Raw genomic sequence first — 12,259 nt, 5'->3', positions numbered from 1 at the left:
TCGACAGCGATGCCGTTGAGAATGCCGTTGGGATCGGCGGCGATGCCGTTCCGCCGGCGGTCCTCCCGGCCTCTCCCCCGTCATCTCCGGCGGCGGCTCCGAGCACTTCGGGCGCCGGGGAGCCGACCGCGGGCCGGCTGGCGCGGGTGCTGTTCGGTCCCGACTTCCAGCGCGAGCACGGCCCCTGGCGCGCACTCGCCGCGGCCGAACCGTTCCGCCGCAGGACCGGCGCCCCGGCCGAGGCGCGGCTCTCCCTGGCGTACGAGCGACTGCGGTTCGTCAACGGCACGCTCGACAGCCCCGCGGCGCTGGCCGCCGATCCGCGCGCGCTCGCGGCGCTGCACGAGTGGCTGGGCCCGGTCGATCCGGCCTTCACCACGGTCGCGGGCATCCACTACAACCTGTTCCTCGGCAGCCTGCTGGACCACGGATCCGGCGACGGCGACGGCCGTGACAGCGGCGGCCGGGGCGGCGGCGGCCGGGACAGCGGCGGCCTGGATCTGGCGGATTTTCTGGCGTTGCGGAGCGTGGGCACCTTCCTCTGTACGGAGGTGGCGCACGGCAACGACGCGGTGGCCGTCGAGACGACGGCGACGTACGACCGGGAGCGGGACGGCTTCGTCCTGCACACCCCGCACGCCGGAGCGCAGAAGTTCATGCCCAACACCAGCCCGGTCGGCGGCCCCAAGTCCGGTGTGGTGGCGGCGCGTTTGCTGGTGGAGGGCGTGGACCACGGCGTCTTCCTCTTCCTGACGCCACTGACCGATGCCTCGGCCGCGCTGCCCGGGGTACGCGTACGGCGGCTCCCCGCGCGGCTCGGCAGCCCGGTGGACCACTGCGTGACCTCCTTCGACCGGGTCTTCGTCGGACGCGGCGCGCTGCTGGGCGGGGCCCAGGGGCGGATCGGCGCGGACGGTGTGTTCCGCAGCGGCCAGCGCAACCGGCGACGCCGCTTCCTGATCTCCATCGGCCGGGTGACCCCGGGCAAGCTCTCGATGAGCGCGTCCGCGGTCGGCTCGGCCCGGCTGACGCTGGCCCTGGCCGTACGGTACGGAGGCCACCGGATCGTCTCGGGGCCCGGGGGCGTGGCCGACCCGGTGCCGGTGTTCGCCCACCGGACCCATCACGGGCCGCTGGTGGGGGCGTTGGCGACGGTGTACGCGATGAGCCTGCTGCACCGTACGGCGCTGGACGCGTGGGAGTCCCGTACCCCTGGGGACGAGGCCGGGGCCGAGCGGCTGGTGGCGATCGCCAAGGGGTGGATCACCTGGCGGGCGCGCGAGGTGATCGTGGAGTCGCGGGAGCGGTGCGGGGCGCAGGGGCTGCTGGAGAACAACGGCATGACCGAGCTGCTGACCGGGATCGAGGGCGCCATCACGGCGGAGGGCGACAATGTCGCGATCCACGCGAAGGCGGCGGCGGAGCTGCTGTTCTCGGCGGAGGCGGCGGGCGCGGGGAAGGCCGGTCCCTACGGGCCGCCCGCACACGGGCGGGACCTCGCCGATCCGCGCTATCTCGGTGAACTGCTCTTCTCCATCGAGGAGTTGTGGATCCGCAGGGCGCGCCGCCGCATGAGCCGCGTCCCGCACGGCGACCGGCTGGCCCGGTGGAACGCGGCCTCGGGAGCCGCGTCCCGGGCGGTCGAGGCGCACGCGTACCGGCAGGCGGACGCGGCGTTCCGTACCGCCGTGGAGGGGCTGGAGACCGGCTCCGCCGCGTATGACCTGCTGGGCTCGTTGCACCGGCTGTTCGCGCTGCGCTGGATCGACCGGAACAGCGGCGATCTGCTGGCGCGCGGGCGGCTGGAGACACGCCACCTCGACGAACTGCCCGAGGCCGTCGAGCGGTTGGTCGCCGAGCTGGCCGGTCACGCCCTCACGCTGGTCGAGGCGTTCGCCCTGCCGGAGGAGCTGCTCGCGGACTCGCCGATCGCCGGGGCGGGGTATCTGGAGGCGTACGACGATCCGCGCGGGCCGTGGCGGGCGGAGTGCCGGCGCCCGGAGCGGAAGCGGGCGCCCGGGGTGTGGCGGAAGTGGCTGGGGCGGAGGTTGCTGGGGCGGCTGGGTCGACTGGGGCGGCTCGGCAGGGGGCGGCTCCCGGGGGCCGTGGGGGCCGCCGGGGCCGTGGGGGCTTCCCGGGCCGCTGGAGTCCCTGGGGCTCTTGGGGTCCCTAGGGCTCTCCGGGTCCCTGGGGCTCTCCGGACTTCCGTGCCGGCGGTTCTTGTACGTCGCCGGGTGCGGTCCGGGTCGTCGCGCAAGCCCCGAAGACAGCTCCCGCGCGGCCCGCTCTACTTCGGCGCGTGTCCGAGGCCCGGTGGTGCCGTTCGTACGACCTCGGCGTCCCGCTCGGCACCACCGGCACCGTCCGTGCCCACCGCACCGCCCGTACCTGCTGTACCTGCTGTACCTGCTGTACCTGCTGTATCGCCCGTACCTGCCGTATCGCCCGTACCTGCCGTACCTCCTGAAAGGACTTGACCATGAGCCACAGCGACAGCCGGATCCACCCGAAGATCACCGAGGTACTGGCGGGCACCTTCAAGGTGCCCGCCGAGGAGATCGTCCCCGAGGCCACGATGGACAGCCTGGAGATGGACTCGCTGGCCGTCGCCGAGTTCGCCGTGATCATCAAGGAGACGCTCGGGGTCGACGCCGACTCCGACCGGCTCCTCAAGGGCGCGACGCTGGCCGAGATCACCGCGTACCTCGACGAGACAGCGGTGGGCGTCGGCCGATGACCGGACCCACCGTCGCGATCACCGGCCTGGGCATGGTCACCCCGGCCGGCAACGACACCGACTCCACCTGGGACGGGGTGTGCGCCGGGGTCTCGTCCGCCCGTACCGTCCCCGAACTCAGCGGCTGTGCCGTCGACTTCGCCTGCATGGTCGACGGCATCGACCTGGACACGGCGATCGGCGGGCGGGCGGCGTTCCGGATGGGCCGGTACGTGAAATTCGCCCTGCTCGCCGCGTGCGAGGCGGTCGCCGACGCCGGACTCGACCCGGAGAGCTGGGACGGGACGCGGGTCGCCGTCGTGGTCGGGACCAGCAGCGGGGGCACGGCGAGCCTGACGGAACAGGCCCTCGTGCTGGACCGGCGCGGCGCCGAGGCGACCTCGCCTTCGTCCATCCTGCTGACGATCCCCAACATGCCGGCCGCCGAGATCGCCATCCGGATGCGGGCCACCGGGCCGAGCCTGGCGCCCTGCACGGCCTGCTCCTCGGGGGCCACCGCGCTGCACGTGGCGCGCGATCTGCTGGCCACCGGGCAGTGCGACATCGCGGTGGCGGGGGCGACGGAGGCGATCGTCTACCCGGTCGTGATGGCCGGGTTCGCCCGCTCGGGCGCCGCCGCGACGGCCGGTCCCGGCGTCGACCCGGCGACCCTGTCCCGGCCCTTCGCGGCGGACCGCGCCGGGCTGGTCATGGGCGAGGGCGCCGCGATCATGGTGCTGGAGCGCGCCGCCGACGCGCGGGCGCGCGGGGCGCGGCCCCGGGCGCTGCTCGCGGGCGTCGGCGCCACCACCGACGCGTACCACCCCACGAGCCCGCACCCCTCGGGCGCGGTGGCGCGGCGGGCGGTGGAGGCGGCGTTGCGGGACGCGGGCTGGAGCGCGTACGACGTCCAGCACGTCAACGCGCACGGCACCTCGACACCGCTCAACGACGCGACGGAGGCCACCCTGATCAGCCGCGTCTTCCCGCACCGGCCACCGGTCACCGCCCCCAAGGGGGTGCTGGGGCACTGCATGGGGGCGTCCGGGGCGATCGAGGCGGGGCTGACCGTGCTCACGCTCCAGCACGGTGTCGTACCGCCGATCGCCAATCTGGACGCGCCCGCCGTCGAGTTCGACATCGACTGTGTGACGAAGCAGCCGCTGCGGCAGCCGATGGACCGGGCCGTCAGCCACTCGTTCGGCTTCGGCGGACACAACGCGGTGCTGGCGCTGGAACGCGCCTGACCGTTCGCGAACGTTCCCGAGCCCGGGAACACGTTTCCCCATCTCTCTCTGGAGGCCACGCCCCATGGACCGGAGCCTGCCGCTCCGCGGCCGTACCGTCGTCATCACCGGCGCCGCGCGCGGCCTCGGCGAACAACTCGCCCGTACGCTCTCGGCGCGCGGCGCCCGGCTCGCCCTCGTCGGACTGGAACAGTCCGAACTGGCGCGCGTAGCCGACGCGTTGCCCGGCGAGGCGGACCACTGGCACACCGATGTCACCGACACCGACGCGATGTCCCGTACGGCACGGAGCGTCGAGGACCGCTTCGGCGACATCGACGCGGTCGTCGCCAACGCGGGGGTCGCGGCGGGCGGATTCTTCCGGCACTCCGACCCCGACGCGTGGCGGCGCGTCATCGAGGTCAACATCATCGGCAGCGCCAACACCGCCCGCGCCTTCCTCCCGGCCCTGCTGCGGAGCCGCGGCTACTACCTCCAGATCGCCTCGCTCGCCGCGCTCGCGCCCACCCCGCTGATGACGGCCTACTGCGCGTCGAAATCAGGGGTCGAGGCGTTCGCCCACAGCCTGCGCACCGAGGTGGCCCACCACGGAGTGGGTGTCGGCATCGGCTACCTGAGCTGGACCGACACCGACATGGTGCGCGGCGCCCAACAGGAACCCGTCCTGCGCGAACTCCGCGCCCACATGCCCTGGCCCGCCCGGCGCACCCACCCGCCGGCCCCCGCCGCCCGCCGCCTGGCCACCGGCATCCAACGCCGCTCCCGCCACATCTACGCCCAACCCTGGCTCCGCGCAGCCCAGTTCGCCCGCGGCGCGCTCCCCTCCGTAACGTCCCAGCACGCCCCCCGCTTCCTCCCCACCCTCGAATCCCGCGCCACCGCCTCCACTTCCCCCCTGGTCGGCGCGGGCGGAGCGGCGGACATGGCGGTGCGGGGCGCGGACACGGACGCTCAGGTCCCGGCCGGGGACGTGGCCTAGACGGTGCCCGGCGGGGCGTCGGTGTCGGTGCCCGTGCCCGTGTCCGTGTCGTGGGTGGTGCGGGCGTAGGTTTCCGCGCTCTGTACGAACATCGCGTGCAGGTCGCGGGCCGCCAGGGTGATGGCGGCGGACAAGGGGCGCTGGATCACCATCAGGACGGCGGGGGTGGCGCAGTCGAGGGGGCGGGTGGTGATCATGCCGGAACGTTCCAGCGGGTCGCCGATGACGCTGAAGTCGGGCAGGACGGTGGCGCCGAGCCCCTCGGCGACCATGAGCTTGCCCATCTCGGCGCCGTCCGTGGAGTACGAGAAGGTGGGGCTGCGGCCCTCCAGGAGCCGGTGTACGTAGCGGTGCATGACGTAGCCCGCGCGCATCACGATCAGCGGCTCGCCGAGGAGGTCGGTGACCGAGACGGTACGCAGGGACGCGAGGCGGCTGTCGGAGCGTACGCAGACGACGGGGTGGCCCCGGAGCAGCTCGGTGGTGTGGAAACCGGTGGGTTTGTCATCGCCCTGGAGGTAGTTGACCAGGCCGAGGTCGAGGCCGCCCTCCAGCAGCTCGCGGTGGATGTCCGCCTGCTGGGCTCCGATGACCTCGATCTGGGTCTCGGGGTGGGCGGCGCGGAACGCCTGGATGGTCGGGACCAGCAGCGGCACCGTGGCCGCGTTGACCGTGCCCAGCCGGATCATGCGGGTGGTGAGGTGCTGGTCGTCGGCGGCCCGGCGCAGGACGTCGACCGCGTCGAGTACGCCGATGATGTGCGGCAGCAGCTCCCGGCCCGCCGCGCTGATCCTGGCCCCCGAACGGCGCCGGTCCAGGATGTCCACGCCCAGCTCGCGCTCCAGATTGCGGACGGTCTCGCTCAGCGCGGGCTGGGAGACATGGAGGGCCTCGGCGGCCCGGCGCAGGGAACCCAGCCGGGTCACGGCCGCGATGTATTCGAGCTGCTCTATTCGCATGCGCGTTATCGCCTTTCGGCCGGATCGGCACTCGTGGAACTCGCCGGATTGAGCTGACGGACTCGGTGAAAGGGAAACCCTATCACTGGGTCGTGGATACCGAATCGACCGTTCGCCGCCCCGGCGGTACGCTCATCACCGATGGTGCTGTCGAAATACGCGGAGAGTGGGTGACATGGCGGTGAAGGATCCGATGAGGGGCTCGTTCAAGGATCTTCAGGATCTCCAGGGGCTTACCCGGCGACGCCACGTCGATCTTGTCCGCGTCTCCAGCGCCCTCTGTCGGCGTACGGCCTGAGCGCCGGAAACCCCTGATTCTCCTGGTACGGCAGGGCCTTTTCGGCGCCCTTTCCTGTCCGGGTTCGGGTTTCCGGATTTATTTCCGGTCCGAGCCCGCGGGGCCTGTTTTCCCGGCCTGATTTCCCCGGCCCGTTTTCCGCCGATCGATTCTCCGGCCTGATTTCCGTCCGGGCTTCCCCGAGCCGCGGCCGGGTTTCACGCATTCTTCCTGCTCCGCCCTGCCTCCATCTGGAGTTCCCGATGTCCTCTCTCCGCTTCGCCTATTGGGTGCCCAACGTCAGCGGCGGCCTGGTCACCAGCAAGATCGAACAGCGCACCGACTGGGGGTACGACTACAACCGCGAACTCGCCGTCCTCGCCGAGAACAGCGGCTTCGACTACGCGCTCAGCCAGGTCCGCTACATGGCCAGCTACGGCGCCGAGTACCAGCACGAGTCGACCAGCTTCAGCCTCGCCCTCCTCCTCGCCACCGAGCGCCTCAAGGTCATCGCCGCCGTCCACCCGGGGCTCTGGCACCCGGGCGTACTGGCCAAACTCGGCGCCACCGCCGACCACTTGTCCAAGGGCCGCTTCGCGGTGAACGTCGTCAGCGGCTGGTTCAAGGACGAGTTCACCGCACTCGGCGAACCCTGGCTGGAGCACGACGAGCGCTACCGGCGCTCGGAGGAGTTCATCCGCGCGCTGCGCTCGGTCTGGACCGAGGACCACGCCGAACTGGCCGGGGACTTCTACCGGATCAGGGACTTCTCGCTCAAGCCCAAGCCCCTCAACACCCCCGAGCGCCCGCACCCGGAGATCTTCCAGGGCGGCAACTCCACCGCCGCCCGCGCGATGGCCGGCCGGGTCTCCGACTGGTACTTCTCCAACGGCAAGGACTTCGACGGGGTCACCGAGCAGATCCAGGACGTACGGGCCTCCGCCGACGCGGCCGGCCGCCGGGTCCGGTTCGGGCTCAACGGCTTCCTCATCGCCCGGGACACCGAGGCCGAGGCGCGCGAGGTGCTGCGGGAGATCGTCGCGAAGGCCGACACCGAGGCGGTGCACGGCTTCGGCGCCGCGGTGAAGCAGGCGGGCCGGTCCGCCGCCGACGGCAAGGGCATGTGGCAGGACTCGTCCTTCGAGGACCTCGTCCAGTACAACGACGGCTTCCGTACGGGACTGATCGGGACGCCCGAGCAGATCGCCGAGCGCATCGTCGCGTACAAGCGGCTCGGGGTGGACCTGCTGCTCCTCGGCTTCCTGCACTACCTGGAGGAGGTCGAGTACTTCGGCAGGCGCGTGCTGCCGCTGGTGCGCGAGCTGGAGGCGCAGCTGCCGGAGACCGAGGAGAGCGCGGGCGGGGAAGGGGCCGCGCCCACCGTCTCCGTACCGGCATAGGTCTCCCGTACACCGCACATCAACTGTCCCGTTCGTTTCCGTCGCGCCCCGAGGTGATTCGTATGGCCACGATCCTTTCCGTCTCCGGCAGTCCGTCCCCCACGTCCCGTACGGCCAGGCTGCTCCGGCATCTGGACGGCCGGCTCGCGGACCAGGGCCACCGGGTGGTTCCGTTCGATGTACGCACACTGCCACCGGAGGCCCTGCTCGGGGCCGACTTCGGGCATCCCGCGATCGTCGCGGCGAAGCGGCTGTTCGAGGAGGCCGACGGGGTGGTGATCGGCACACCGGTCTACAAGGCCGCCTACTCGGGGCTGTTGAAGTCCCTGCTGGACCTGCTGCCGCAGTACGCGCTGGCGGGCAAGACCGTGCTGCCGCTGGCGACCGGTGGGTCGACCGCGCATGTGCTGGCCATCGACTACGCGCTGCGGCCGGTGCTCTCGTCGATGGGGGCGGCGCACATCGTGCAGGGCTGGTTCGTGCTGGACAAGCACATCACCGTACGGGAGGACGGCGGCGTCGCGGTCGATCCGGCGTCGCGGGACGCGCTGGACCAGGTCGTCGACCAGTTCTCGCGGGCGCTGGGCGCGGCGCCACTGTCCGCGGTGGCGGCCTGAGATGGCTGCCGAACCGACCGAACGCGCCCATGTGATCGCGGACGAGGCCGAGGCGCTCGCGGTCGCCGCCGAACTGGCCGACGCCTTCCGGGCGGGGGCCGCGCGCCGGGACACCGAGCGCGCGCTGCCACGGGCCGAACTCGACCGGCTGTCGGCCTCCGGGCTGCTCGCCGTCTCCGTACCGCGTGCGTACGGAGGTGCCGAAGCCTCCGCCCGTACCCTCGCGGAGATCTTCCGGCTGCTGGCGGCGGGCGATCCGAGCCTGGCGCAGATCCCGCAGAGCCACTTCGTGTACGTGAACGTGCTGCGGCGCCAAGGGACCGATCAGCAGCGGGAGTTCTTCTTCGGGGAGGTGCTGGCGGGGCGGCGGTTCGGCAACGCGCAGTCGGAGAAGGGGACGAAGCATGTGCAGGACATCCGGACCCGGCTGGTGCCGGTTCCGGGCGGCTCGTACCTGCTGACCGGCGAGAAGCACTACTCGACCGGCGCGCTCTTCGCGGACTGGATCCCGGTGCTGGCCCGGCTCGGTGCCACACCGGACGCGCCGCTGCACGTGGCGTACGTACGACGGGACGCGCCCGGTGTCACCGTCGTCGACGACTGGGACGGCATGGGCCAGCGCACCACCGCCAGCGGGACGGTGCGGCTGGCGGAGGTGGCGGTGGGCGCGGATCAGGTCGTACCGCATCACCTCACCTTCGAGGGTCCTCAACTGCACGGCGCTGTAGCGCAGTTGCTGCACGCGGCCATCGACGCGGGGATCGCGTCCGGTGCGTTGGCGGAGGCGGCGGAGTTCGTCCGTACGAAGAGCAGACCATGGGCGGAGGCGGTCGGCGAGGGGTACGGCACGGCGGCCGAGGACCCGCTGCTGATCCAGCGATTCGGCGAACTCGGCCTGCTCGTACGGGCGTCGGACGCGCTGCTCGTCGCGGCGGCCACCGCCGTCGACGCGGCGAACGCGGAACTGACCGACGACAGCGCGGCCGAGGCGTCGATCGCGGTCGCCGCCGCGAAGGCGCACGCGGCGAACGCGGCGGTGGAGACGGGCAGCGCGCTGTTCGAGGTGGCGGGGACACGCGCGGCCCTGGACAGCCTCAACCTGCACCGGTACTGGCGCGACGCGCGCACGCACACACTGCACGATCCGGTCCGCTGGAAGGTGCAGCACATCGGCCGGTACGTGCTGAGCGGGACGCGCCCGCCGCGCCACGGCCTGCTCTGACCTGATCCCGACCGCCCCCATCCTTTCCCCTGTCCTGGAGAGTTCCGTGAGCCTCACCTTCCACTGGTTCCTGCCCACCTACGGCGACAGCCGCCATGTCATCGGCGGTGGCCACGGCGTGCCCGCCGGGGCGGCCGGAGCGGCGGGCGGGCAGCGACCCGCCGATCTCGGCTACCTCGCCCAGATCGGCAGAGCGGCCGAACAGCTCGGCTTCGAGGGCGCGTTGACGCCCACCGGCGCCTGGTGCGAGGACGCCTGGCTGACCACGGCGATGCTGGCGCGCGAGACGGAACGGCTGAAGTTCCTGGTCGCCTTCCGGCCCGGCTTCGTGGCCCCCACGCTCGCCGCGCAGATGGCCGCGACCTTCCAACGCCACGCGCCGGGAAGGCTGTTGCTCAATGTGGTGACGGGCGGGGAGAGCCATGAGCAGCGCGCGTACGGCGACTTCCTCGACAAGGAGGCCCGTTACGCCCGTACCGGCGAATTCCTGGAGATCGTAAGGGCGTTGTGGCGCGGCGAGACCGTGACCCGGCACGGCGAACACCTCCCGGTCGAGGGCGCGAGGCTGGCCCGCGTCCCCGATCCGGTCCCGCCCGTCTACTTCGGCGGCTCCTCACCGGCGGCGGGCGAGGTCGCGGCCCGGCACAGCGACGTCTACCTGACCTGGGGCGAGCCGCCCGCGCAGGTCGCGGAGAAGATCCGGTGGATACGCGAACTGGCGGCCGAGGAGGGCCGGACCGTACGGTTCGGCATCCGGCTCCATGTGATCACCCGCGACACCGCCGACCAGGCATGGGCCGAGGCACACCGGCTGCTGGCCGGTTTCGACGCGGACGCGATCGCCGCCGTACAGGCGGGCCTGGCGCGCAGCGAGTCCGAGGGCCAGCGCCGGATGCTCGCGCTGCACAACGGATCCACGGACGGCCTGGAGATCTCCCCGAACCTGTGGGCCGGCATCGGCCTGGTACGCGGCGGCGCGGGCACGGCGCTGGTAGGCAGCCACACGGAGGTCGCGGAACGGATCAGGGAGTACCACGCCCTGGGAATCGACGAGTTCATCATGTCGGGCCACCCGCATGTGGAGGAGGCGTACTGGTTCGGCGAGGGCGTCCTCCCGAAACTGGCGGCAGCGGGCCTATGGACCCACCCGGCGGGCCCCCCGGCAACCGGCGCCTCCGCCGGGGTGCCCTTCGCGGCGGAGGTGCGGCGCTGAGTCTGCCTACCGGGGTGCCCCGACCTGCGTACGTACGGCGCCTCCCGCTCCGGCCTCGAAGCCTGGCGGGGGCCGGTGAGACGGTGACCTCTGCCGCCGTCCTGCGGAACGGCATCGTCGGCGGACCGGGTCAGACGCCCTGAGAGAAGGGTGGTTGAGTGTTCGGAGATGCATGGCGTGCTTATTGCTCGCGTCGCAACGGGCAGCGCAAGACGACTGAGCCCGTTCCGCCGGAGGGGGCGTTTCCTCCCTCTCCGGCTGTCTGCCCAGCGCCTGCCTGGCCACGTCCTCTTCTGGAAGCTGCCCTTGCGGTAGCTCAGTCCTGCGGCTCCGCTGCCCGGATGGCCATGGCGAAGGGTGTCCAGGCAGCGGGGGCGAGGCGGAGGACCGGGCCGGTGGGGTGCTTGGAGTCGCGGAGAGCGACGGTGTGGGGGACGTTGAGGGCTACCTCTACGCAGTCGTTGCCTCCAGCGCTGTAGCTGGACTTGCGGAACTGGAACAGCATCAATCTCTCATTTCCTTGCTCACGCTGGCGATGAACCGGACCGAGTCGTAGGGCGAGAGACTCACTCCGGCAGCCCGGTCGAAGAGGATCGCGAAATCAGCGCTCTCAGCAGCGTTTTCGAACCAGATGATAGACCGCGCGGTCTCCATGTGCACCACGTCCACCGCGCCATCCTCGCCAAAAGACAGGATGGTGAAGGGTCCCCCGATGGACGGGTGAGCGCCCGCGCGGAAGGGCAGCACCTGAATCCGGATATTGGGAAGCTCCGCCAGTTCACACAGATGCGCGAGTTGTCGGCTCATCACCTGTGGCCCGCCCATCAGCTGTCGTAGTGCGGCCTCCCAGATCACCGCATGGATGCGGAGCGGGTTGTCATCGTGCAACCGAGCCTGTCGCTTCGCTCGCGTCGCGACAACGTCCTCGATCCGGTCGATCTCGTCCCAGGCCAGGTCAGCCACGCCCAAGGAACGAGTGTATTCAGGAGTCTGGAACAGGCCCGGAACGAGCGCCATTTGCCACTGCCGGACACTCAGGGCCGCGTCTTCTGTCGAGATGTACTCGACTTGCGTGGCGATGGTTTGGCTGTCATCCCACCACCCCTTCACCTTGCGTCGCTCCCGGTCCTTCCTGGCCAGTTCCAGCAACTGGCCAAGAATCTCGGCGTCCACTGCGTACAGCTCGCACAACGACTTGATGTCCGGATCCCGCATGGGCACCCAGCCGCTTTCCATCTTGACCACCTTGGTCGGCGTAGCACTCAGCGCTACGGCCGCCTCCTGCTGTGTCTTCCCGACCTCGACACGCAACTTGTGCAGCTCACCACCCAACTTGCGGCCGAGCACGGTGGAAACACGGTTACCGCTCATCCGGCCCGCAGACGTCGCCATTTCACCCTCCTGATTGCCCCACCGGGTCGTCAGCAGTTTGCCAGTCACCCGGCCCACGACTGCCACCCATCCCCCATACGGGGAATATCTTCCCCGTACCCTTGAATCCCGAGTAGGGCGACGGCTACGTTCAGTGCTCTATCGCTCGCACTGCGGAGCCGCCCGGTGGAAGTGCACCGCCCTGCCCTGTGCCCGGATAACCGGGTGAGGGCTCGCGCGGTATCGCCACTGCCGGGG

At 71.4% G+C, this 12,259-nt stretch carries 12 protein-coding genes; 9 read left to right on the top strand and 3 right to left on the bottom strand.

Going from position 1 to position 12,259, the window contains the following annotated elements:
* Positions 1-146: 146 nt before the first annotated feature.
* From ACIP8W_RS26915 to ACIP8W_RS26900, 4 genes are all read left to right on the top strand, one after another.
* The gene (locus ACIP8W_RS26915) at positions 147-2,477 is read left to right on the top strand and encodes an acyl-CoA dehydrogenase (protein WP_402204953.1); all 2,331 of its coding nucleotides are present in this window, start codon (positions 147-149) and stop codon (positions 2,475-2,477) included.
* A gap of 2 nt (positions 2,478-2,479) precedes the next feature.
* Positions 2,480-2,737 carry an acyl carrier protein gene (locus ACIP8W_RS26910; protein ID WP_401957187.1) on the top strand — a complete coding sequence of 86 codons (258 nt, stop codon included), beginning with the start codon at positions 2,480-2,482 and terminating at the stop codon, positions 2,735-2,737.
* Positions 2,734-3,963, top strand: coding sequence for a beta-ketoacyl-[acyl-carrier-protein] synthase family protein (locus ACIP8W_RS26905; RefSeq protein ID WP_401957185.1), 1,230 nt, complete (start codon positions 2,734-2,736; stop codon positions 3,961-3,963). The genes ACIP8W_RS26910 and ACIP8W_RS26905 overlap by 4 nt, the downstream gene beginning before the upstream one ends.
* A gap of 64 nt (positions 3,964-4,027) precedes the next feature.
* Positions 4,028-4,942, top strand: coding sequence for an SDR family oxidoreductase (locus tag ACIP8W_RS26900; RefSeq protein WP_401957183.1), 915 nt, complete (start codon positions 4,028-4,030; stop codon positions 4,940-4,942).
* Here ACIP8W_RS26900 and ACIP8W_RS26895 read toward each other — a convergent pair.
* Entirely contained in the window at positions 4,939-5,901 is a 963-nt protein-coding gene (locus ACIP8W_RS26895) for a LysR family transcriptional regulator (RefSeq protein WP_401957182.1), read from the bottom strand. The two genes, ACIP8W_RS26900 and ACIP8W_RS26895, sit on opposite strands and share 4 nt — an antisense overlap.
* 175 nt (positions 5,902-6,076) lie before the next feature.
* On the opposite strand from ACIP8W_RS26895, the gene ACIP8W_RS26890 reads away from it, so the two are divergent.
* The 5 genes from ACIP8W_RS26890 (at position 6,077) to ACIP8W_RS26870 (ending at position 10,630) form a co-directional block, all read left to right on the top strand.
* Positions 6,077-6,199 (top strand): putative leader peptide, encoded by a 123-nt coding sequence (locus ACIP8W_RS26890; RefSeq protein ID WP_401957180.1) that lies wholly within the window; start codon positions 6,077-6,079, stop codon positions 6,197-6,199.
* Positions 6,200-6,441: 242 nt separating this feature from the next.
* A complete protein-coding gene (sfnG, locus tag ACIP8W_RS26885) occupies positions 6,442-7,578 on the top strand; it encodes a dimethylsulfone monooxygenase SfnG (RefSeq protein WP_401957178.1) in 1,137 nt (378 codons plus the stop codon).
* A 62-nt stretch (positions 7,579-7,640) separates the two neighbouring features.
* Positions 7,641-8,195, top strand: coding sequence for an NADPH-dependent FMN reductase (gene ssuE, locus ACIP8W_RS26880; protein WP_402204949.1), 555 nt, complete (start codon positions 7,641-7,643; stop codon positions 8,193-8,195).
* Between the two features lies 1 nt (position 8,196).
* On the top strand, positions 8,197-9,417 hold the full coding sequence (locus tag ACIP8W_RS26875) for an SfnB family sulfur acquisition oxidoreductase (protein WP_401957176.1): 1,221 nt from the start codon (positions 8,197-8,199) through the stop codon (positions 9,415-9,417).
* 46 nt (positions 9,418-9,463) lie between these two features.
* Complete coding sequence (locus tag ACIP8W_RS26870; protein WP_401957174.1) at positions 9,464-10,630, top strand: LLM class flavin-dependent oxidoreductase; 1,167 nt, start codon at positions 9,464-9,466, stop codon at positions 10,628-10,630.
* 316 nt (positions 10,631-10,946) lie between these two features.
* On the opposite strand, the gene ACIP8W_RS26865 is transcribed toward ACIP8W_RS26870, so the two are convergent.
* Together ACIP8W_RS26865 and ACIP8W_RS26860 are read right to left on the bottom strand one after the other, a co-directional pair.
* Complete coding sequence (locus ACIP8W_RS26865) at positions 10,947-11,135, bottom strand: DUF397 domain-containing protein (RefSeq protein ID WP_402204947.1); 189 nt, start codon at positions 11,133-11,135, stop codon at positions 10,947-10,949.
* Positions 11,135-12,088 (bottom strand): helix-turn-helix domain-containing protein, encoded by a 954-nt coding sequence (locus tag ACIP8W_RS26860; RefSeq protein WP_401957170.1) that lies wholly within the window; start codon positions 12,086-12,088, stop codon positions 11,135-11,137. Before ACIP8W_RS26860 ends, ACIP8W_RS26865 begins: the two co-directional genes overlap by 1 nt.
* Positions 12,089-12,259: the final 171 nt, after the last annotated feature.

It is taken from the genome of Streptomyces sp. NPDC088554, from assembly GCF_044752945.1.
Lineage (GTDB): Bacteria > Actinomycetota > Actinomycetes > Streptomycetales > Streptomycetaceae > Streptomyces.
The sequence above is the reverse complement of the archived record's forward strand: the minus strand, read 5'-3'. Positions and strand labels throughout refer to the sequence as shown.

What these genes read in the sequence shown, in the direction of transcription:
- ACIP8W_RS26905 (WP_401957185.1), top strand. Translation starts at nt 2,734, where the DNA reads ATGACCGGACCCACCGTCGCGATCACCGGCCTGGGCATGGTCACCCCG.
- sfnG (WP_401957178.1), top strand. Translation starts at nt 6,442, where the DNA reads ATGTCCTCTCTCCGCTTCGCCTATTGGGTGCCCAACGTCAGCGGCGGC.
- ACIP8W_RS26910 (WP_401957187.1), top strand. Translation starts at nt 2,480, where the DNA reads ATGAGCCACAGCGACAGCCGGATCCACCCGAAGATCACCGAGGTACTG.
- ACIP8W_RS26875 (WP_401957176.1), top strand. Translation starts at nt 8,197, where the DNA reads ATGGCTGCCGAACCGACCGAACGCGCCCATGTGATCGCGGACGAGGCC.
- ACIP8W_RS26900 (WP_401957183.1), top strand. Translation starts at nt 4,028, where the DNA reads ATGGACCGGAGCCTGCCGCTCCGCGGCCGTACCGTCGTCATCACCGGC.
- ACIP8W_RS26895 (WP_401957182.1), bottom strand. Translation starts at nt 5,901, where the DNA reads ATGCGAATAGAGCAGCTCGAATACATCGCGGCCGTGACCCGGCTGGGT.
- ssuE (WP_402204949.1), top strand. Translation starts at nt 7,641, where the DNA reads ATGGCCACGATCCTTTCCGTCTCCGGCAGTCCGTCCCCCACGTCCCGT.
- ACIP8W_RS26865 (WP_402204947.1), bottom strand. Translation starts at nt 11,135, where the DNA reads ATGCTGTTCCAGTTCCGCAAGTCCAGCTACAGCGCTGGAGGCAACGAC.
- ACIP8W_RS26890 (WP_401957180.1), top strand. Translation starts at nt 6,077, where the DNA reads ATGGCGGTGAAGGATCCGATGAGGGGCTCGTTCAAGGATCTTCAGGAT.